We start from the raw sequence: 19,820 nt of genomic DNA, 5'->3' as shown, positions 1-19,820 counted from the left end.
TAACTTTTACTAAGTTGCCGCTCTAGCCCTCGTCGTTCACGCGCTCGATCACGCGCCCGAGCAACGCGAGCAATTGCCGCTGCTCGCTGCGCGTGAGCACCTCGAAGACGCCCGCGACCCCGGCCTCGTACTCGTCGTAGAGCGCCGCGCTAAGCTCGTCCCCAGCCTGCGTGAGCTCGAGGATCGTCGCCCGGCGATCGCGGGGGTGCTTGACCCGGCGGACCAGGCCGTCGCGCTCCAGGCCGTCGACCAGCGCGGTGACGTTGGCTTTTTTGATCCCCAGGTGCGCCCCCACGGCCCCCATCTTGCGCGGCCCGAGCATGCGCAGCGCGCCCAGCAGGCGCATGCGCGGCGCCGTCATGTCCGCGGTCTCGGGCAGGTGCGCGCGCAGCCACCCGCGGTAGGCCGGGAAGAAGGTCGCAAAGGCTCGGACGAGCTCCCGGTCGGGCGTCGGCTTCTTGGCGGCCACCTTCGTACCCTAGCAAACAGTCCAGTCCATAACCAAATCGGCTCACTCGACCGGCTCGAAGACCATCGGCTCCGAGTCCGTGATGTCGGCGATCTCCCCGGCGCGAACCTCGATGTAGCGTGGTGGACCGATGGGTCGGGCGGTGTAAGCCTTGTAGTCGTCGCGCTGGTCGACGCTGATCTTCCCGGCTACGAACTGTAGCCCCGGCGGCGTGGCGATCATGTACTCGACCTCCGACCCGGGCTCGGGCGCCGGCAGCGGCTCGGAGGAGATGTCCTGATCCCACTCGATGCGCGAGATCTGGAAGGCCTTCGGCGTCGAGTCCTGGCCGGGGAGAGCGAAGACGTTGGGCATGGGGTTGGGCACGCCCTCGGGCAGCAACATGGTCCCGCGAATGAATCCGACCTCCACGCTGCTCGAGTCTCCGCTCGGGTCGTCGAAGGCGCCCAGGCGGGTGTGGCAGATCGTGCAGCTGCCGTTGCCGATCCGGCCCTCGAAGCGCGGATCCACGAAGCTCTCACTGGTCCCGAGGGCGCCCTCGAAGCGCGCGCCGAAGGGCTGGAGCTCCCCGGCCGCGATCGCCTCGGCGACGGCCTCGGGGCCCATGTCGAGACGCGCCTGAACCTCGTCGCGGAAGGCCCAGCGGTAGGCCTCGTTGCCGCGCAGGGCCGTGTACCAGTGACGCTTGGCGCGGTCGCTGTCCCCTGCCCGAGCCGCCATGTCGCCCATCAATGCCTGGGTCCCGGGCATGTTGAAGGGCGCCGAGGCCCAGTCGCCGAGGCGAGAGCCGCGCTCACGGCTGAGCGCGTCGTCGTTGTACTGGAGCTCGCCAAAGTCGACGAGCAGGCGATCGTACTCACCGAGGGCCTCCTCGATCAGCGCCTGATCGGCGTCGGGATCCCCGGCGACCATCAAAGTCACGCCGAACAAGCTGAATGAGGTGTAGGCGTCGGTCGCCGCGCGCAGGGAGTCGTAGCCGGCATCGACGCTCGCCTGATCCCCCGCGCGCATCGCCTGGAGGGTCACCAGGTAGGCCCGCCAGGCCGGCAGCCGCCCGTCGTCGGGATCCCCGGCGATCGCGTCGGCGAGGCTGTCGATGCCGGCGTCGAGCAGTTCGAAGCGATCGAGCTCCGCGACCCGAGCAGAGCCGCCGCCCCCATGCTGCGATCGCGCTCGAGGCCCGGGGTGGCCTCGTCCTCGAGCCAGGTCCAGGTCGCGTCGAACTCGCGCAGGTCGTAGTTCATGGTCCACAGCAGCCGCGCCCAGGGATCGTCGGGATTCTCGGGCATGTCCGGAACCGAGGTCGCCGAGAGCAAATGCTCTGGCGCCGGGACATAGACGGGGTCGGGCTGATTGCACGCAGCACAGAGCACGACGAGTGACATCGGGACAAAGCAACGAGGCGCCAGCATGGCCGCGACTCTAGGAGCCCGTGGTGAAACCCAACACGACACCTGGCTTGGTCTTTTCGCCGAGGGCTTTGTCGCCAAAACTTGCAGTACGCCCGGTACAGCAGCGTTTTGGCTTCGCGCCCTCGACGAAAATCCCGGCGCCAGGAGCCGCGCTGGGTTCCACCACGGGCTCCTAGCAGGGCGCGGCGACTGCGGTCGCGCTCACGAGCGCGCGTCGAGGCGCCTTCCCAACGCTCGGGAGGAATTCACTCAGTGCCTGACACGCAGTTGTCGGCAGCGGTCCTCGAGGGGCTGGAGCGCCGTGTTCACGCGCTCGCAGCTCTCCTTGCTCAGGCGATCCGGCGCCTGGCGAAGCTCGTGGGCGTAGCGGGCCAGGGCCAGGCGCATGGTCGCGCGGTGCTCCGCGAGACCGTGGGAGTCGTCGCGCCCGGCCATGTGCAGCTCGAGGTCGTGCTCGTAGCGGAGGCGCATCAGGGGGACCAGCTCGTTGAAGGGCCGGCGCAACAGCTCACCGTAGTTGGTCTCGCCGTCGGCATCGGTCAAGGTCCGCAGCCAGGCCGAGAGCTCGCGGAAGCGATCGACGTAGGGCAGCTTGAAGAAGTCCTGGCCGCCCTCGCCAAAGAAGCCCTCGTAGACCCCCTTGCCCCGGGTTGCGAGCATGCGATCGTCGGCGACGATCTGCCGCGCGAGCTCGCCCTCGGGCTCGTTGTCCCCCGACCACACCACGCGCTGCGCGACCAGGTAGCTCGACCAGTAGCTCAAGGCCGCGTCGAGCATCCCCGCGAGGTCGTCGGCGCTCGCCTCGAAGGCGACCTCGACCGCCTCGCACTGAGGATCGTGCGCCTCACCGAGCGTCGCCATCGCGTCGGCTGCCGCGTCGGCCGCTGCCTCGACCGCATCCGCAGCGCGCGCGACCTCGGGCGTGCGCTCAGGTAGCGTCTCCTCGAGGCGGACCCGCATCATCTCGCGGCTCAGCTCGACATACTCCGCCACCGTCATATGCCGAATGGCGTAGTACAGATGGGTCGGAAGCTCGCTGGGGCGATCCACCGCACTAGTCTACGCCCACTCGCGCGTCGGCGCCGTGCAGGCGCGAACTCGCGCCGCGCCCGTAGCCCTCCCAACCACTCGATTCGCTCGCGAGTGAGACAGCCCGAATTGCGAGCGGGCCATGGGGCCGAAGGCTCGAACACCTCGGTCCAGCATGGCCCGCGGACAGGGGGGGATCCCACCTGCTCACCAGGGCAGGCGCTCGCCCTTTTGGTGCCAGAAGCTGCCGCTGTCCTCGAGGGTGAGCGCGTCGATGCGCGCGATCATGCCGCGGGCGGCCTCGTCGGCGTCGATCAGCCCGGTGTTTTGGGTCATGTCGGTGCGCACCCAGCCGGGGTGGAGCAGGATCACCGCCACGCCCTCGCCACGCAGATCGATGGCCAGGCTGCTCCCGGCCATGTTGAGGGCGGTCTTCGACATGCGGTAGCCGTAGCTGCCGCCCGAGTCGTTGTCGGTGATCGAGCCCATGCGGCTGGTGACCAGCGCGATCTTCGAGCCCTCGCCCAGGTGCCCGCGCAGAGCAGAAACTGCGCGCAGCGGGCCCATGGCGTTGACCTCGAACTGCTCGCGGATCGAGTCGAAGTCGAGGTCGTCGAGGCTGACCGGCGCGAGGATGCCGGCGTTGTGGATCAGTACGTCGATGCGCACGTCCCCGAGCCGCGCCGCGAGGGCGTCGAGACTGTCGGAGTCCGTCACCTCCACACCGGTCTCCACCTGGATCCCCAGCGCCTCGAGTTCGGGCGTGGGCTTGCGGCAGGCGGCGATGACTCGTTCGCCTCGGGCTTGGAGCTGACGCGCGAGCTCGAGGCCGATGCCCCGGTTCGCGCCGATGATCAAGGTGGTGGTCATGGCCCGGAGCATCGGTCAGCCCGCGCTCAGCGTCCAGGTCCGGGTCACCGTCGCGTCACCGAGATCCCTCGGCTCTGGCCAGCCCGCGCCTGGCAGCGCCTGGCGCACGCAGTCGGTCACGGCCGCGGGCGCGCCCTCCCCCGAGACCGAGGTCGACTTGAGGCGGCGGTTCCACTTGATCGTGAAGCGCAGCTCCAAGGAGATCGGCCCGCTGGCGCCACCGGCGACGGCGGTGGTCCAGCACCCGGCGAGGGCCTCGTCGACGCTCTTCAGCTTGGACTCGACGCTGGCCTGCGAGACGCGGCCGCGGACCGAGGTGCTCGCGACCTCGACCTTGGCCGCGGCCGGTGTCGGTGTCGATGCCGGCTGGCTGTCCGCGCCAGCCTCGGGCTGTGAGCCTGCGTCCGTCACCTCCCCTGCGTCGGCAGAGCCCGACGCGCTGGCCGGTGCGTCCTCCGGCTCGGCCGCCGTCGCGCTCGCCTCGCCGGCTTCGCCTTCGAGCGCGCTCACTTCGCCCGCGTCACCGTCCACGCCCTCGTCCGCGCCCTCCACCTCCAGACCATCTTCCGAACCGGCCCCGGCCTGCGCGTCTGCGACCTGGTCCTGCTCCTGATCCGAAGCCAGCCCGGCCCACGCCGAGATTGGCTCCCACCACAGCCAGACCACCCAGGCGACCAACGCCGTGAGCCCCAAGATCAATGTGATGCTCAGCACAGCTCGCAGGCGTCGCCCACGATCGATCATCGTCGAGGGCCGATCGTCGCGAAGCTGAGAGCCCGGCAGGCCTTCGAATTCATCGTCGAAGGTGCGTAGCCGCCGGCCCCCCTCGTGGACGTCGCCGATCTCGGAGTCGAAGGTCTGGCGGCCGGGCATGCGTGAATCCTAGCAGCCCGTGTTAGCGCGGGTCCTCACACGCCCCCTCAATTCGCGCAAAAACACCCACGCACGGGCAAATCCCGGCGCTCTGCCGGCTCGGCGGGGATCCACGCACCCGCCGAGCATGATCCATCCACCGTGCCCACGAGACAGGAGGAGCGACTGGATTGCCATGCCACGCATCACACTCGTCCCCGCCCTCAGCCTGATCACCCTGACCCTCGCCTGTACCCCCGATGGCGACACCCAGCCCGACAACTTGGGCTCCGACGCCGAGGGCTCCTACGAGTGTGTCGAGACCGCGACGGTCCTGAGCTCCATCGACGAGGTCTCTGCCCTCGGCTTCTCGGCCGCCGACGTCCTCGCCGTCGCCGCGGGTGAGCACAGCTCCCCGATGACCTGGGTCGACCAGATCCAAGATGGCCTCGTCGAGATCGAGGTCGGCCCCGAGAGCGGCGAGAGCACCATCGACCTGAGCCTGACCCACGAGGGCGGCGAGATCCGCTACATCGACTCGGAGCCCGCCGAGAGCGACTACGAGATCGACATCGACTGCAACGACCGCCTGGAGATCGACGTGGTCGCCGAGGTCGAGACCGGGGGCGGCGCCCTCGCCGAGACCCTCTCGGTGGTCTTGAAGGCCGAGAACATCATCCAGCCCTACTTTCAGACCGCGCTCGACCTCGACGCGCTCGCGGGCAGCATGACCGTGACCACCGAGACCCCGGACCTCACCATCGGCGCGCCCTCCTTGCAGGTCGGCATCTCGAGCTTCGGGCTGAACGGCACGCTCACCGGCATGGTCGAGCTGGTCAGCGGCAACGCCGTCGCCGCCGGCTTCGTCGAATACGCCAGCTTCCCCGGCGGCAGCAACGACTGCGAGTTTGGCGACCTCTCCATCCCCCTCGACCACGCCCTCCAGGGCTTCTCGGCCGCCGACGCCCTCGCGCTGATCAACGACGACTGGGGCCTCGAGATCATCTGGGAGGAGCAGTCCGCCACGGCCTTGAGCCTCAGCGCGGCCCACGACGGCGAGGCGATCTGCGCCGTCGTCGGCAGCGGCGAGGGCGAGGCCGGCAGCCTCCGCTTTGGCGCCGTGCTGACCCTCACCGGCACGGACCTCGACGCGACCATCCCCGTCGAGGTCGTCGCCACCGCCGACGAGATGGGTGCCCTCGCCAATGTCAGCGTCTACAGCGACATCTACAGCAGCCTCGTCGACGCGCCGGACTTCGCCGACACCTACGGCGAGTTCGGCGTCGACGTCAGCGGCTACGATCTCGCCGGGGTCGAATTCTCTGGCGCCTTCGCCCCCAGCGACGTGCCAGGCAGCGCCGACGGCTCGCTGGCCGTGCTCGGAGCCATGAACCCCGACTGCAGCGACGTGCCGGGTGAGCCCTGCGAGGGCATCGACACCGAGGAGCTCGCCCGCGCCACCTGGGCCAACCCCTGACCGCCATCGCCTCATGACGACGCCGCCGGCTGGGCCCGCTCTCGAGCGGGCAGTCGGCGGCGTGTATTCACTGGTTGGCCGCGGGCTGCTCGCGGGTTGCCGGTAGGCCTCAGCGCACGCGCTGGGCCGGGTCCGTGGGCTCCGGGGGCAGCTCCTCCGGCGGCAGACGCTTTTTGATCGGCTCTTGGCCCGCAGCCTCATCGAGGCCTCCGTCGTCGAGCTTCGGGCGGATCACGAAGAACCACGCCAAAAACAAGATCACCGCGATGGCGGGGGCGACGTAGAGCTTGATTTTGTCCGCGTCCATGGGCGCGGCAGTCTAACAGATCCCGCGGCGCCCAGGCCCAGGCTCCAACTGGGGGCGCCTCTGTGCCCGAAGCGCGAGGGCGGCGCGCTGGCCTCGCCCGAGGCGAAGACCAGCGCGCCGAGGCAGCTCAGGACAGCTCGCCGTCGTCCTCCTCGCCGATAGCGAGGGTCGTCATGGGGTCCTCCTCGCCGATAGCGAGGGTCGTCGGCTGGGGATCCTCCTCGCCGACGGCGAGGGTGGTCACGGGGTCCTCCTCGCCGACCGCGAGGGTCGTCGCCAGGCCAGTCTTGCCACCGGTGACCTTGCCGAGGTCCTCGATGTACAGATCCTGAAGCTTGTTCTCGTTCGTCTTGTTCATTTTGGTGTTCCTCTCGTATGGATTGAGGGCATCATCAACAATCCGACTGCAAGCAATTCGGACTATACCGAATCAGCCTTGCCAGTAATCGAATCGCCGCTGACGTGTCGCCAGTCAAACACCGCCACTGGGGCCGCGCAACACGATCGCGAGGCGGGGCCAAACCCACGACCCATCGCCGAGAGAGGGCCCCGCGAGCGCCCCACGGATCCGCCAATTTGCGACCTTGCTGCCCACAGCGAGGCGACGCGCGGCAACGCTCGTGGCGCTGTCTTCACCGAGCCCGCCCCGCGGGGCTGTGCGCGAGGTCCAGACGCAGCGAGGACCCACGACGGATTGCGCAACGTGAGCACGGGCGTCCAGACCGCAGCCAAGGGGCGCCGACGACGGGTACGAGCGCCCACTCTCAGCGGCCGAGTGTGCGACCATCCACGCATGAGCCAAGCCCGACGCGTCCACCTGCGCATCCGCGGCCGAGTCCAGGGCGTCTACTACCGCGCCAGCACCCGCGAGCAGGCGGCCGCCCTGGGCCTGCGCGGCTGGGTCCGAAACCGCCCCGACGGCAGCGTGGAGCTCGTCGCCGAGGGCGAGCCCGGGGCCCTCGAGGCCCTGCTCGCCTGGTGCGCACAGGGGCCCCCAGCGGCGCAGGTCAGCGCCGTCGAGACCCAACACCTCGACGCGACAGGCGAATTCGCCGATTTTCAGATTCTCCGCTGAGTCGGAGCGCTGGCCTGATAGCCTGCTGAGCAGTGCGCTTCGCAGCGATCCCCGAGATGACCGTGCACCAGCACACGCTGGACAACGGCCTGCGCGTCTACATCGCCGAGAACCACGACGAGCCCTGGATCTCCTGCCGCGTGGCCGTCCGAGCGGGGGCCGCCCAGGAGCCCGCCGGGGCCACGGGCTTGGCCCACTACCTCGAGCACATGCTCGCCAACAAGGGCTCGCGCCGCCTGGGCACCCGCGACCCCGTGGCCGAGCGCAAGCACCTCGTCCGCCTGCGCGAGCTCTACGAGCAGCTGCGCGCCATTGATCCAGCTGTTCCAGGTGATCCGGGCGCCCCTCGAGACCCCGCGCGCGCCGAGCTGCTCGCACAGATCGACGCGGCCAACCTCACCGTCAACCGCTGGGCCATCGCCAACGAGCTCAAGCAAGCCTACGGGCTGCTCGGCGCCCGCGGACTCAACGCCTACACCTCCCACGATCGCACGGTGTTCACCGTCGACATCCCGGCCAACCGCGTCGAGGCCTGGGCGATGCTCGAGGGTGATCGCTTCGCGGACCCGGTGTTCCGCGGGTTCCCGACGGAGCTCGAGACGATCATCGAGGAGCGCAACCGGGCCCTCGACAACCCCGGGCGCGTCCTCGCACGCGCCGGCGCCCAGCGGATCTGGGCGGGGCACCCCTACGCCCGCGACGTGCTCGGCGAGGTCCAGGATCTGCTCCGGCCCTCGATCGCCGAAACCGAGGCCTTCTTCCAGCGCTGGTACGTGCCCAACAACATGGCGGTGATCCTCGCCGGCGACCTCGACCCGGCGGCGACCCTCGAGCTGATCCGCGCGCACTTCGGCGGCCTCGCGCCGGGCGAGCTGTCCGCCTACACCCAGCCCATGCCGCCCCTGGCCGAGGGTGAGCAGCGCGTCGACGTGGTCCACCGCGGCGACCCCGAGGTCCGCTTGCTGTGGCGCACCGTCGCCCGCACCCACGAGGACGCCGAGGCGCTGATGCTCGCCGACATGATGCTCAGCAACAGCGCCACCGGCCTGCTCGACACCCGCCTCGAGCAGCGCCAGGCCGTGCGCGCCGCCGGCTCCTTCCCGGGCATGCGCTATCAGGGCGGCTGCCAGACCGTGTGGGGTCGACCGCGCATCGACCAGAGCCTCGAGCAGGTCGAGGCCCTGCTGCGCGAGCAGGTCGCGGCCCTGCGCGCCGGCGACTTTCGGACCGACGACCTCGAGGCGTTGATCGCCAACTTCGAGGTCGGTGAGCTGCGCCGGCTCGAGAACACCGCCGCCCAGGCCTCGCTGCTCCTCGACACCTGGTTTCACGACTGGGACTGGTCGTGGGTCTGCGCGCGCCTCGATCGCCTCGCGGCCATCGACCGCGATCAGCTGGTCGAGGCCGCCCAGCGCTGGCTGGGCGAGGACATGGTCGTCGCCCGACGCACGGCCGGCGAGCCCGAGGTCGAGCAGATCCCCGTGTTCGGTCTCAGCGAGCTGCGCCTCGACAGCGACTCCCACTCCCCGCTCTTTCGCGCCGTCACCTCGCTGCCGAGCACCGAGCTCGACGTCCAGATCCTCTCGCGCGGCGAGCACTTCGAGGTCGAGCAGACCCCGGCCGGGCTGCTCTATCGCAGCCCCAACCCGAGCAACGACCTCTTTCACCTGACCTTCCGCCGCTACGTCGGCAGCGCCCACGATCCGGCCCTCGCCAAGGGCCTCGACCTGTGGCGGCGCGCGGGCGTGGGCGCCCTCGACCTCGAGGGCTACCGCCGGACCCTCTTCCACGCCGCCGCGGCGACCAGCCTCGACTGCCGCCGCCAGCAGACCGACCTCAGCCTGGCCGGGCGCGCCAAGGTCCTGGGCGAGGTCCTGCCCCTGGTCGTGGATCGCCTGCGCAGCCCGGTGATCGGCGAGGACGAGCGCCAACGCTGGGCCGAGGAGGTCGTCGGCAAGCGCCAGCAAAGGCGCGACACCACCGACTTCAAGTTCAACTGCCTCAAGCAGTGGGCCCTGCGCGGCGAGGACAGCCCCTATCTGCGCGAGGCCCTGACCAACGATGCCGTGCTCGCGCTCGAGCTCCCGGCCCTGCGCCGGTCGACCGACGCCCTGCTCGGCTACGAGCAGGTCTGCTTCTACGCCGGCCCTCACCCGCGCGACGAGCTCGTCGAGCTCCTCGGCCTCGGTCTGCCCACCGATGGCAGCCCCAGCGCCCCCGCCCTGCCCGCCCCGGCCTACCAGCCCACCCGCTATGTGGCGCACAGCGGCACCCGCCTGTTCCTGCTCCACCAGGAGGCGGCCCAGACCCGCGTGGGCGTCTACCTGCCCTCGGCCGCCTACGACCCCGCCCGCTCCGCCGTCTACCGGCTCTTTCACGAGTACGTCGGCGGCCAGGCCGGGCTGATCTTCCAGGAGGTCCGCGAGGCTCGCGGCCTGGCCTACTCGGCCCACGGCGGGCACTCGGCCGGCGCCCGCCTCGGCGACCACAACCTGATCTGGGCGACCGCGGCCTCCCGCCCCGAGCGCGCGGCCGAGACCGCGGCCGTGCTCCTCGGCCTGCTGCGCGAGCTCCCTGCCCACGAGCGACGCTTCGAGCGCGCCCGCGGCTCGGCGATCGAGAAGCTTGTCGGCTCGCGGGTACGCTTTCGTGGCTACGGCTTCACCGCGGAAGACTGGCGCCTGCGCGGCCTCGACGAGGACCCGCGCCCGCGCGTGCTCGCCGAGCTGCGCCACCTCGGCCTGGCCGACCTGCTGCACTTCGCCGAGCCGCTCGAGCAGGCCGGCGCCGCGGTGGTCCTCGTCGGGGACACCACGGCCATGGACATGGCGGCCCTCGCTGGCCTCGGCGAGCTCGAGCGGCGCGAGCTCGACGAGCTCGTCGCCTACTGAGCCCGGGCTCCCCGCTCACGACCTCCCCGCTCGCGGATTCGAGCACCTCGAGTATTCCTGTGCCCGCGGGTGATCGATCGCCCGCGCTGGTGGCACATGCACACCATCGGGCCGAGCGGCCCGCGACTTCTCATGCATTCCTACAAGCTGCTCCTATCCGTCGCGCTTGGCGCAGGCATCCTCACCACCGCGAGCTCGGCCCACGCCGAGACCACCGGCGAAGAGCCCATCGACGCGCTCATCTACATCAGCTCCCCCGCCGACGACGCGAGCTTCCCAGAGGCGACGACGATCGACGTCACGGTTTGCCACAACGGCGGCTCGCTGAACGAACTGGAGAGCGTCGAGCTCTACCTCGACGGCGTTCTCCAGGGCTCGCAAGCCATCTCATGGTACGACTGCGTCGACTTCTCGGTCGATCTCGACGAAGGCTCCCACGAGCTCCTCGCGGAGGCCGACAACGGCAGCTCGGACCTCCATACGGTCTTCGTCGGCGAATCCAGCGAGGAGTCGGGCGAATCCGGTGAATCCGGAGAGGAGTCCGGCGAATCGGGCGAAGAGTCCGGCGAATCGGGAGAATCGGGCGAGTCCGGCGAATCGGGCGAGTCCGGCGAGTCGGGTGAGTCCGGCGGCGAGTCTGAAGGTGACTCCGGCGACGAATATGGCGACTCCGGCGGCCCCGCGGACACGGACAGCGATGGTGGATCGGGCGGCGGAGGCTGCTCCGTCACCGGCCAGCCCGGCGCCCCCTGGGGCCTGCTCGCCCTCCCCGGCCTGCTCCTGCTCGGCCTTCGCCGCCGCGACTGAGCCATGCCCAGGCCCGAGCAGCTGCGGCGCGCGCTGTCTGCCCCCGCGCTGACCGTGCTGGTGACCCTCGCAGGGTGCAGCGAGCCCGCGGACACGCAAGGCGTGGACGCGGGCCTCTACCTGCACCGGCTCAACGCCACGCAGTACGCCAACAGCCTCGAGGCCGTGCTCGGCGTCGAGTCCGAGGTCGCGCGCCAGCTGCCCGCGGATCCACCCAGCCACGGCTTCGACAACATCGCCGACGTGCTGACCACCAGCCCCCTGCTGCTCGAGCTCTACGCCCTGGCCACCGACGAGGCCGTCGACGCCGCGCTGGCCCCCGAGGCGGCCGTGCGCGTGGAGCTGGACAGCTGCCTCGCCCAGGGCGACGAAGACCGCTGCGTGGCTGCGCTCCTCGAGCGCCTGACGACCCTGGCCTGGCGTCGCCCCGTGAGCGCGGACGAGCGCGCGCGCCTGCTGGCGATCCACGCCGAGGCCCGGGCGGCGGGCCTGCCCGTCGAAGCTGGCCTCGCTGCGGCCCTGCGCGCCGTACTGCTCTCGCCCTACTTCTTGTTTCGCGTCGAGGAGAGCGCGGCCCCAGGCCAGCCCACGCCCGCGAGCGACGACGAGATCGCCGCGCGCCTGGCCTATTTTCTGTGGAGCGCGCCCCCGGACGAGGCCCTGCTCGCCGCGGCTAGCGAGGGCGCGCTCTCGACCCGCGAGGGCGTCGAGGCCCAGGCCCGGCGCATGCTCGACGATCCCCGGGCCGAGGCCCTGGCCGACGACTTCGCGGCGCAGTGGCTGGCCTTTCGCCAGCTCGACGACGTGTTCAAGGACACCCACCGTTACCCGGACTTCACCCAGCAGCTGCGCGCGTCCATGGCCGAGGAGCCGCGCCTGCTCTTTCGCTACCTGCTGACCACCAACGCCGATCTCCGCGAGCTGCTGACCAGCGACGAGACCTACGTCGACGCCGAGCTCGCCGCGCTCTACGGCATCGCGCCGCCGAGCGAGCCCGGCTTCACCCGCGTCAGCCTCGGCGATCACCCGCGCCGCGGCCTGCTCACCCAGGCCGGGCTGCTCTCCGTGCTCGCCTACCCCTTCACCACCTCGCCGGCCCGGCGCGGCGCCTGGGTGCTCGAGAATCTGCTGTGTCAGCCCTTCGGCGCCCCCCCCTCCGGCGTCGACGTGCCCATCGACGCCGACGCCGAGGGCAAGCGCGAGGAGCTCGAGGCCCACCGGGCCAACCCCGCCTGCGCCAGCTGCCACCTGTCCATCGATCCCATCGGCCTGTCCTTCGAGGGCTACGACGCGATCGGCGGGGCCATCCAGGGCGAGCAGAGCGAGGGCCTCGACACCGCCGGCACCCTGCCTTCGGGGGTCGCCTTCGCCGACCCCGTCGAGCTCGGTCAGCGCCTCGCCGAAGATCCGCGCTTCATATCCTGCGCCGTGCAAAAGACCATGACCTACGCCCTCGGCCGCGGCCTCGACGACGCGGCCCTCGCCGAGGTCGAGGCCCTCGCCGGCGCGCTCGCGGCCCGCGACTACGGCACGCGCGAGCTCTTCGTGCTCGTCGCGACCAGCGAGGCCTTCCGCAGCCGCGTACAGGAGACCAGCCAGTGAGTCGCGGGTGGACCAAGGCGCCGCGGAAGCTGTCATCGCGGCGGACCTTCCTGCGCCGGGCGGCGCTCGGCGGGGCCGCCCTCGGCCTGAGCCTGCCCTGGCTCGAGGCCCTCGAGCCGCGCTCGCGCGCCGCCGCGCCCGAGCAGCCGCGGCGCTTCATCGCCTACTACACGCCCAACGGCATGGTTCCAGGGGTCTGGCGGCCCAAGACCGAGGACGGCCCGCTGCTCGCGGACGCCCTCTCGCCCACGCTCTCCCCCCTCGCCGGCCTCGAAGATCAGCTGCTGGTGCTCTCGGGTCTCGACAACAGCGCCTCCGATCCAGGCGTGCCCGGGCACCACGCCGCGGGCACGGCGGGCTTCTTGACCGCCGCCTTGGCCAACAAGAGCGAGACCGACCTCCACCTCGGCCCCTCCATCGACCAGCTCTACGCCGACCACCTCCGCGGAAAAACGCCTCTGCACTCGCTCCAGCTCGGCCTCGAGGGCGGCGGCGCCGGCACGGGGCACTGCGACAACGGCTTCGCCTGCGCCTACTCGCGCTCGATCTCCTGGGCCGGTCCACGCTCACCGCTGAGCAAGATCACCTCGCCCCGCGTCGCCCTCGACATCCTCCTGGCCGGCGACGACCCCCAGGCCAGCGCGACGCAGCGCGAGCGCGAGCGAGCCCTGCGCAAGAGCGCCCTCGACAGTGTCCAGGCCGACACCGCCGCGCTCCGGGCCCGGCTCGGGAGCAGCGACCGCACCCGCCTCGACGACTACCTCGAGTCCGTCCGCGCCCTCGAGCGCCGCGTCGAGCAGGTCGCCCCGAGCTGCGACACTGGCGACCTCCCGCTCGCGCTCGACGACCTCGAGCAGGGCGACACCGACGAGCACGCCCGGCTGATGGCCGAGGTCATGGTCCTCGCCCTGCGCTGCGACCTGACCCGCTCGCTGAGCTTCATGCTCGGCAACTCGGCCTCGACGCGGGCCTATCCACAGCTGGGCATCGCCAACGCCCACCACGACCTCTCGCACCACGGCGGCGACGTCGACAAGCTCCAGGAGCTCGTCGTGATCGAGGCCTGGCAGATGGCGCAGCTCGCCTACCTGCTCCAGCGCCTGCGCGAGACCCCCGAGGGCGAGGGCAACCTCCTCGACCACAGCCTGGTGCTGATGAGCAGCGAGCTGTCCAACGGCAGCAACCACAGCCACGTGGCCCTCCCGGTCCTGCTCGCGGGCAGCGGCGGCGGGGTCGTGAGCCCCGGCCGCCACCTGGTCTACCCCGAGGGGACCGAGTACGGCGGGCTGCTCCTGGCCATCGTCCAGGCCCTGGGCGTGGACGTCGACCAGGTCGGACGCGGTGGGGTCACGGCGCTGGCGGGGCTCTAGGGAGCCCCTAAGCCATCGAGATCAAACGAGTTTCTGGAGCTCGGCTAGACCGTCTCCACCATGTCTCCACTCCCGACCGGCGAGCCGGGCGAAGGAAGTTCGAGCAGCTTGATCGCCCGCTCGAGCGCAGCGGGGCTCAGGTGCATGTAGCGCTGCGTCGTCTGGAGGTTGCCGTGCCCGGCGAGCTCCTGGATCGCCCTCGCGGGCGCCCCCCTCATGGCGAGGTGGGAGCAGAAGGTGTGCCGGAGCTTGTGGGGCGACTTGTACTCGAGCTTGGCGCGCCGGCACAGCTTCATGAGCCAGTTCGCCAGGCTGTTGATGTGCAAGGGCTCCCCGTCGTCTTCGTAGAGCACCCGCGGGCCTTGCGAGTGCCGGTGCTTCCTGAGCGCCTTCGTGAGCCGCTCGGTCATGGGGAGCGTGCGGATCTTGTCGTGCTTGGGCAGCGTCACGTGGCCCTCCCACTCCGCCTGCTCGACCGTGAGCAGCCGCCGGCGGAAGTTGATCGACGACCACTCGAGACCGCGGATCTCACCGGAGCGCAGGCCGGCCTCGCCGCCGAGCAGGACCATCACGAGCATGCGCTGGTCCAGCCGCGTCGCCGCGGTGACCAGCGTCTCGAACTCGTCGAAGTCGTAGAACTCCATCGCGGTCATGGGCAGCTCGAGCATCTCGATCTCGAGGGGCATCGCCTCGATGATCCGCCAGCGGACGGCGACCTCGAGCATGGTCTTCACCTGCCCGAGGAGCTTGTTGATGGTGCTGTTGGCGAGGTGCTTGCGCTGGCCCTTGAAGAGCTGGATGTCCTCGGGCGCGAGCTCGTGGAGCCGAGTGCCCCCGAAGGCGGGGAGGATGTGAAGGCGCAGCTTCTTCTTGGTGTTCTTGACGGTGGTCGGCTTGTGCCGGTTGGCGTACACGTGTCCTTCGAGGAAGCGCGGCGCGAACTCGGCGAAGGTCGGGACCTCCTTTGTCTCCGACCGGGGCGCCGCCCCGGCCTTGGTGCGCGTCGACGTCTTGGGCGTGGGCCCGTGCTTGAGCAGGTGGCGCTCCCGCTGCTGACCCCAGCGCAACGCGGCCGACTCGAGCTCGACGGGCGCCTTGCGGCGCTCGCGGTATCGCTCTGCGTTGATCTGCGACCCCGCCATGAGCATGGCAAAGTCCTCGGTCCCCGCGCGCTCGGCGAGGTACTCCGTGTGGCCCGGGTGGCGCAGGCCCTCGGACTGGGCCACGGCCTTGTCGATCGGCGCGGTCACGAGCCCGGGTCGGCGCGTCGGGTCGGGCTCCGCGAGCACGAGATCGACCCCGTGCCCGAGTGCCAGGAACTAGCCGAGCGCGCCTGTGTGCCGCCCGTCGAGCAGCGGCTCGAGGCGCTCGAGACCCTCGCGCCCCCAGGTCGTGTCGAGGCGAGCGGTGAGGTCTCGCAAGACGGCACCGTCGGCGACGACTCGATCGCCCGCGCGCAGCTGCGCGGCCGAGGCCGCGCGCAACAGCAGCTCCGGGCCGATGCCCTCGGGGTCTCCCTGCGTGATGACGAGCTCGGCCACGGCGACTCGCTAAGGACTCTAGCAGTCTCGCCGGGCTGGACGAGCGCCGCGATCGCAGCGGCGGCGGCGTTTGCTATCATCGTCCATGCTCGACGGACCCCGCGGCTCCCTCACCGCTCCAGCCCAGCAGCGCGTCGCTACGGGCCTCCTGCCTCGCCTCGGCCGGATCGTCGGGCTCGACCCAGACGGCCGCCCGCGCGTCCGCTTCGACGGCGGACCCGAGTGCGCAGCCTCCTGCCTCGGCCCCGTCGATCGCGCGGAGCTTCAGACGGCGGCCAGCGAGCAGCGCGTCGTCATGCTCGCCTTCATCGACGGACGCGCCGACGCCCCGGTGCTGATGAGCCTGCACGAGCCCGGCCCCCCCCGCCGCGCGAGCCCAGCCCGACCCAGGCGCGCGACCCCGAGCCCGTCGAGCTCGAGGTCGACGGTCAGCAGCGCACGATCAGCGCACGACAGACGCTGACCCTGCGCTGCGGCGAAGCCTCGCTGACCCTGCGCTGCGACGGCACGATCACGATCCGCGGGCGCGACGTGACGAGCTGGGCCCGCCGTCGCCAGCGGATCCGCGGCGGTTCCGTCAGCATCAACTGACCGCTGCGAGCGCCCGCGAGAGGATCGCCATGCTTGTCGTCGCACTCGGGCTGTGCTCGCCGCTGGCGCTCGACCGACGCGGAACGCAGCGCGAGGTCGGCTCGGGCGCGGACATGTTCACCGAGACCGAGCACCTCGGACCTCGCGGTCAGCCCCTGCGTGCCAGCCGGCTCGAGCTCGTGCCGGCGAGCGCGACCCGCAGCGAGCGCATGGCCGCCCTCGCTACGCGGGCCTTCGCCGAGATCGGCGCGGTCGCCCAGTCGCTCGGGTTGACTCAGCTCCCGACGATGCTCGCCCTGCCCGAGGTCGACGGCGGCGCGAGCTGGCGACCGGAGCCGATCTGGCAGGCGATCGGTTCGGCGGCGCAGGCCTTCGGCATTCACGTCGACCCCCTCGTCGACGCGGCCGCCCGCGACGCCAGCCGCCGCACCGGCGCCGCCGGGGTGTTTCAGCTCCTGACCATCGCCGAGGCCAAGCTCGACGCCGGCGTCGATCCGCTGATCATCGGCGCCATCGACTCGCGCTGCGATCCGACCTCGCTGATCGAGCTCGCTCGCGCGCGACGCCTGATCGACGGCGGGCGCGAGGGCTACATGCCGGGCGAGGGCGCCGGCTTCGTGCTGCTGTCGCGCAACCGAGGCCTGCTCCCGCCTCCGGCCCAGCCGTTCTCGATCGTCGCCCACACCCACGACCAGGAGGCGCGCAGCTTCGCCCAGCGCGAACCGAGCCAGGCGATCGGCCTGACCCGGGCGTTCAAGCGCGTGCGGGAGTCGCCGGGCGTCCGCGGGCGCACCGACCTGGCCCTGTCGTGCCAGTCGGACGCGCCCTACTGGGGCCGCGAGCTCGTCAGCGCCTACCTGCGCAACGCCGAGCTGCTGCCCGAGCCGCTGCGTGTCGACTCGATCGCCGAGACCCTGGGCAACCCCGGCGCCGCGGGCCCGCTGCTGCAGCTCGGCCGCGCCCTCGACTTCGGCGCGACCACGGCCTGGGCGAACCAGCGGCCCGCGTCGATCCTGCTGTATGGTTGCGCGGAGGCCGGTGCCCTCGGCGCGTGCGTGGTCGAGGCTGCCCCCGACAGCGCCCTGCTCGAGCGCCTGCCCCCCGTGCTCGCACCCGAAGACCGCGCCTTCGAGCTCGACCGCCTCGCCGATCACGCAGAGCTGATCGGTTCGCTGTTAGTCGAGCGCTTCGACGACCTGCGCGGCTCGATCCGCCCGTGGCCCGAGCTCGTCGACGTCGAGCATCGCCTCCACGCGCGGGTCGAGGCCGCACTCGAGCACGTGCAGCGCTTCGGAGCCGAGCCCGCGAGCGCCGAGCGCCCCGGCCCCGAGGCCCTGCTCGACCACGACGACCCCGAGATCGCGCGGGGCTGCGCCTTCGTCCTGCTCGCCCACGGGACCCCCGCCCAGGCCGAGCGCGCCCTCGACCACGCTCGGGCTCGCTGCGAGGCCGCGCTCCCCGACGCGCCCGAGGAGCTCACGCTGTGGCGCAGCTGCCTGGAGCTGTCCCGCCACGGACGCGACCCGGGCTGCCTGCCCGCGCTGGTCACCCATGACTTCGATCCCGCGATCGTCGAGCTCGGGATCGACGTGCTCGACGCCCTCGAGCACCGCCCGCCCGAGCTCGCACTGGCTCTGCTGGCGAGGCCCGAGCAGGACCCGGCCGTCCAGCGCCGCGCGCTGAACTGGCTCATGCACAGCAGCGATCCGCGCGCTGCGGCCGAGATCGAAGCGGCCTGGCGACGCACCCCGCTCGACCCCGAGGGGATCGAGCGCATGTTGAACATCGCCCACCGCGAGGCCCTCGAGCAGCTGCGCTTCGAGTTCGGCCGCGGCGTCGAGCTCCCGGCCGCCGTGTACGAGGTCTGGGCCCTGGGCGCGAGCCTCCGTGACGCTCCCGTGTTCGCTCGTCTCGCCGCGCACGACGACCTCGAGCCTCGCCACCTGTGGGCCCTGTCCAGCTTCGGCTCGCTGACCGCCGCGCCGACGCTGCTCGCGGCGCTCGAGCAGCCGCACTTGGCCCTCGACGCCGCGATCGGACTCGAGCGGCTCCTCGGCCCGGGCTTGATCGCGCCGACATGGATCCCCGACGCCGACGCCGACGACCCCGAGCAAGACGGCGAGATGCGGCTGACCCCGGTCCTCGATCCAGGCCCCTGGCGCGAGGTCGTCGCCCGCTGGGCCCCGCGGATCCGCGAAGGCGGGCGCGTTCGCCTCGGCCGCACGCTCAACAGCCAGGCCCGGCTCGCCGAGCTCGCCGCACCGAACTCGCTGCTGTCCATGCGCGAGCGAGCCGTGCGCGAGCTGTCCGCGAGCCTCGGCTCCCCGCTCTACTTTGGCTTCGACTGGCCGATCGCCGCCCAGCACTTTGCGATCGCCCGGCTGCGCAGCTGGCTGGAGGGCGCGTGAAGGTCGAGGGCCTCGGGATCGGTACCTTGGGCATGGCCGGCATCGACCGCGCTGGCGCCGACGTCTTGCTGATCTGGGCCACGCTGCACTTCGAGCTGCCTGGACCCCGCGACCGCAGCCCGCCGAAGCCGGCCGCGGATCAACCACCGCCGAGCGCGGCCCCGCTGTGGGTCGGCGAGCCCGGCGTCTCGAGCCTGCTGTGGGAGGCCCCGATCGCCTACGCCCGCGCGACGACGGAGATCCACGTCCGCGCCGACGCCTGCGCGCCCGCGGGCACGCGCGTGACCGAGCTGACCGTCGGCGCCCGCGTGGGCCCGTGCCAGCAGCACGCCGTGGTCTTCGGCGAGCGGCGCTGGGTCGGGCGCTCGGAGGTGACTGTCCCCAAGCCCTTCGAGCGGATCCCGCTGATCTGGGAGCACGCGTTCGGCGGCAGCTCGACCCTGGACGAGCGCACGATCGAGACGCGCAACCCGATCGGGACCGGCATGTACGCGGGCATGCGCGAGGCCGTCGGTCAGCGGCTGCCGAACATCGAGGACCCACGCCAGCGGATCGGCGACGTGGGCGACCGTCCGGAGCCCGTCGGGTTCTTGCCCCGGGGGACCAGCTGGGAGCCGCGCGCCCGCCTCGCGGGGACCTACGACCAGACCTGGGTCGAGTCGCGCTGCCCGCTGTGGCCCGAGGACTTCGACGAGCGCCACTTCCTCGGCGCCCCCCCGGCCCTGATCGCGCCGCACCGTCTCGAGGGCGGCGAGCCCGTCGTCCTCGTCGGCATGGACCCCCGCGGCGACATCGGCTTCGCGCTGCCGCGCGCGCGCGTCTGGGCTCGCACGCGGTTTCGCGGGCGCAGCCAGCGCGACGACCTCGCCCTCGACATCGTGCAGATCGACGCGATCGAGCGGCGCCTCCGCCTGGTCTACCGCGCGGGCATCCCGGCCCACCGCGAGCTCGAGGACCACCTCGGGACCACGGTCGAGTGGTCCGCCACGTGATCGCCACTTGCCGAGATCAGAGCCCCCTTTTTAGGGGGCGCCACATGCGGTCAGAGGGCACAGACCAACCCGTCCGGCCGAATGGCCGGGGCATCGCTCGCGATGCCTTTGAGTTCGCCACCGACGC

The 19,820-nt window shown here is 71.4% G+C and carries 20 protein-coding genes; 8 read left to right on the top strand and 12 right to left on the bottom strand.

Annotated elements, in window-relative coordinates:
• Positions 1-22 precede the first annotated feature (22 nt).
• From G6O69_RS24850 to G6O69_RS24825, 6 genes are all read right to left on the bottom strand, one after another.
• Positions 23-469 carry a MarR family transcriptional regulator gene (locus tag G6O69_RS24850; RefSeq protein WP_172305991.1) on the bottom strand — a complete coding sequence of 149 codons (447 nt, stop codon included), beginning with the start codon at positions 467-469 and terminating at the stop codon, positions 23-25.
• Positions 470-511: 42 nt separating this feature from the next.
• Entirely contained in the window at positions 512-1,495 is a 984-nt protein-coding gene (locus tag G6O69_RS24845; RefSeq protein WP_172305990.1) for a hypothetical protein, read from the bottom strand.
• Entirely contained in the window at positions 1,492-1,881 is a 390-nt protein-coding gene (locus G6O69_RS24840) for a hypothetical protein (protein ID WP_176397071.1), read from the bottom strand. The genes G6O69_RS24845 and G6O69_RS24840 overlap by 4 nt, the downstream gene beginning before the upstream one ends.
• A 249-nt stretch (positions 1,882-2,130) precedes the next feature.
• Complete coding sequence (locus G6O69_RS24835) at positions 2,131-2,931, bottom strand: hypothetical protein (protein ID WP_217909907.1); 801 nt, start codon at positions 2,929-2,931, stop codon at positions 2,131-2,133.
• A 186-nt stretch (positions 2,932-3,117) separates the two neighbouring features.
• A complete protein-coding gene (locus tag G6O69_RS24830; RefSeq protein ID WP_172305987.1) occupies positions 3,118-3,780 on the bottom strand; it encodes an SDR family oxidoreductase in 663 nt (220 codons plus the stop codon).
• Between the two features lie 15 nt (positions 3,781-3,795).
• Positions 3,796-4,653 carry a hypothetical protein gene (locus tag G6O69_RS24825; protein ID WP_172305986.1) on the bottom strand — a complete coding sequence of 286 codons (858 nt, stop codon included), beginning with the start codon at positions 4,651-4,653 and terminating at the stop codon, positions 3,796-3,798.
• Between the two features lie 175 nt (positions 4,654-4,828).
• On the opposite strand from G6O69_RS24825, the gene G6O69_RS24820 reads away from it, so the two are divergent.
• Positions 4,829-6,109, top strand: a complete 1,281-nt coding sequence (locus G6O69_RS24820) for a hypothetical protein (RefSeq protein ID WP_172305985.1) — start codon at positions 4,829-4,831, stop codon at positions 6,107-6,109.
• A 109-nt stretch (positions 6,110-6,218) separates the two neighbouring features.
• Here the strand turns inward: G6O69_RS24820 and G6O69_RS24815 are convergent, their stop codons facing one another.
• Complete coding sequence (locus tag G6O69_RS24815; RefSeq protein ID WP_172305984.1) at positions 6,219-6,416, bottom strand: hypothetical protein; 198 nt, start codon at positions 6,414-6,416, stop codon at positions 6,219-6,221.
• A gap of 127 nt (positions 6,417-6,543) precedes the next feature.
• Positions 6,544-6,774 (bottom strand): hypothetical protein, encoded by a 231-nt coding sequence (locus G6O69_RS24810; RefSeq protein ID WP_172305983.1) that lies wholly within the window; start codon positions 6,772-6,774, stop codon positions 6,544-6,546.
• A 435-nt stretch (positions 6,775-7,209) separates the two neighbouring features.
• Here G6O69_RS24810 and G6O69_RS24805 point away from each other — a divergent pair, with 435 nt between their 5' ends.
• From G6O69_RS24805 to G6O69_RS24785, 5 genes are all read left to right on the top strand, one after another.
• Entirely contained in the window at positions 7,210-7,491 is a 282-nt protein-coding gene (locus G6O69_RS24805; protein ID WP_172305982.1) for an acylphosphatase, read from the top strand.
• Between the two features lie 32 nt (positions 7,492-7,523).
• Positions 7,524-10,382 (top strand): insulinase family protein, encoded by a 2,859-nt coding sequence (locus G6O69_RS24800; RefSeq protein ID WP_172305981.1) that lies wholly within the window; start codon positions 7,524-7,526, stop codon positions 10,380-10,382.
• 132 nt (positions 10,383-10,514) lie between these two features.
• A complete protein-coding gene (locus tag G6O69_RS24795) occupies positions 10,515-11,189 on the top strand; it encodes an Ig-like domain-containing protein (protein ID WP_172305980.1) in 675 nt (224 codons plus the stop codon).
• Positions 11,190-11,192: 3 nt separating this feature from the next.
• Positions 11,193-12,791 carry a DUF1592 domain-containing protein gene (locus G6O69_RS24790; RefSeq protein ID WP_172305979.1) on the top strand — a complete coding sequence of 533 codons (1,599 nt, stop codon included), beginning with the start codon at positions 11,193-11,195 and terminating at the stop codon, positions 12,789-12,791.
• Entirely contained in the window at positions 12,788-14,161 is a 1,374-nt protein-coding gene (locus tag G6O69_RS24785; protein ID WP_172305978.1) for a DUF1552 domain-containing protein, read from the top strand. The genes G6O69_RS24790 and G6O69_RS24785 overlap by 4 nt, the downstream gene beginning before the upstream one ends.
• Before the next feature lie 44 nt (positions 14,162-14,205).
• On the opposite strand, the gene G6O69_RS24780 is transcribed toward G6O69_RS24785, so the two are convergent.
• The 4 genes from G6O69_RS24780 to G6O69_RS24765 all read right to left on the bottom strand — a co-directional run bounded on the left by G6O69_RS24780 (position 14,206) and on the right by G6O69_RS24765 (position 16,286).
• On the bottom strand, positions 14,206-15,411 hold the full coding sequence (locus G6O69_RS24780; RefSeq protein WP_172305977.1) for a site-specific integrase: 1,206 nt from the start codon (positions 15,409-15,411) through the stop codon (positions 14,206-14,208).
• Between the two features lie 69 nt (positions 15,412-15,480).
• Positions 15,481-15,702 (bottom strand): hypothetical protein, encoded by a 222-nt coding sequence (locus G6O69_RS24775; protein ID WP_172305976.1) that lies wholly within the window; start codon positions 15,700-15,702, stop codon positions 15,481-15,483.
• A 76-nt stretch (positions 15,703-15,778) separates the two neighbouring features.
• Positions 15,779-16,051, bottom strand: coding sequence for a hypothetical protein (locus G6O69_RS24770; RefSeq protein WP_176397069.1), 273 nt, complete (start codon positions 16,049-16,051; stop codon positions 15,779-15,781).
• A gap of 79 nt (positions 16,052-16,130) precedes the next feature.
• Complete coding sequence (locus G6O69_RS24765) at positions 16,131-16,286, bottom strand: hypothetical protein (protein ID WP_176397068.1); 156 nt, start codon at positions 16,284-16,286, stop codon at positions 16,131-16,133.
• 36 nt (positions 16,287-16,322) lie between these two features.
• Here G6O69_RS24765 and G6O69_RS24760 point away from each other — a divergent pair, with 36 nt between their 5' ends.
• Positions 16,323-18,701: a hypothetical protein gene (locus G6O69_RS24760; RefSeq protein ID WP_172305974.1), complete on the top strand. Its 2,379-nt coding sequence runs from the start codon at positions 16,323-16,325 to the stop codon at positions 18,699-18,701.
• Positions 18,698-19,693, top strand: a complete 996-nt coding sequence (locus G6O69_RS24755) for a DUF2169 domain-containing protein (protein WP_172305973.1) — start codon at positions 18,698-18,700, stop codon at positions 19,691-19,693. The genes G6O69_RS24760 and G6O69_RS24755 overlap by 4 nt, the downstream gene beginning before the upstream one ends.
• Positions 19,694-19,820: the final 127 nt, after the last annotated feature.

Source organism: Pseudenhygromyxa sp. WMMC2535 (assembly GCF_011083025.2).
Note: the sequence above shows the minus strand (reverse complement) of the source record. Positions and strands in the feature narration are given on the sequence as shown.

Coding starts and splice junctions, on each gene's coding strand:
- G6O69_RS24830 (WP_172305987.1), bottom strand. CDS start 3,780: ATGACCACCACCTTGATCATCGGCGCGAACCGGGGCATCGGCCTCGAG.
- G6O69_RS24760 (WP_172305974.1), top strand. CDS start 16,323: ATGCTTGTCGTCGCACTCGGGCTGTGCTCGCCGCTGGCGCTCGACCGA.
- G6O69_RS24810 (WP_172305983.1), bottom strand. CDS start 6,774: ATGAACAAGACGAACGAGAACAAGCTTCAGGATCTGTACATCGAGGAC.
- G6O69_RS24825 (WP_172305986.1), bottom strand. CDS start 4,653: ATGCCCGGCCGCCAGACCTTCGACTCCGAGATCGGCGACGTCCACGAG.
- G6O69_RS24790 (WP_172305979.1), top strand. CDS start 11,193: ATGCCCAGGCCCGAGCAGCTGCGGCGCGCGCTGTCTGCCCCCGCGCTG.
- G6O69_RS24765 (WP_176397068.1), bottom strand. CDS start 16,286: ATGCTGACGGAACCGCCGCGGATCCGCTGGCGACGGCGGGCCCAGCTC.
- G6O69_RS24820 (WP_172305985.1), top strand. CDS start 4,829: ATGCCACGCATCACACTCGTCCCCGCCCTCAGCCTGATCACCCTGACC.
- G6O69_RS24795 (WP_172305980.1), top strand. CDS start 10,515: ATGCATTCCTACAAGCTGCTCCTATCCGTCGCGCTTGGCGCAGGCATC.
- G6O69_RS24840 (WP_176397071.1), bottom strand. CDS start 1,881: ATGCTGGCGCCTCGTTGCTTTGTCCCGATGTCACTCGTCGTGCTCTGT.
- G6O69_RS24815 (WP_172305984.1), bottom strand. CDS start 6,416: ATGGACGCGGACAAAATCAAGCTCTACGTCGCCCCCGCCATCGCGGTG.
- G6O69_RS24805 (WP_172305982.1), top strand. CDS start 7,210: ATGAGCCAAGCCCGACGCGTCCACCTGCGCATCCGCGGCCGAGTCCAG.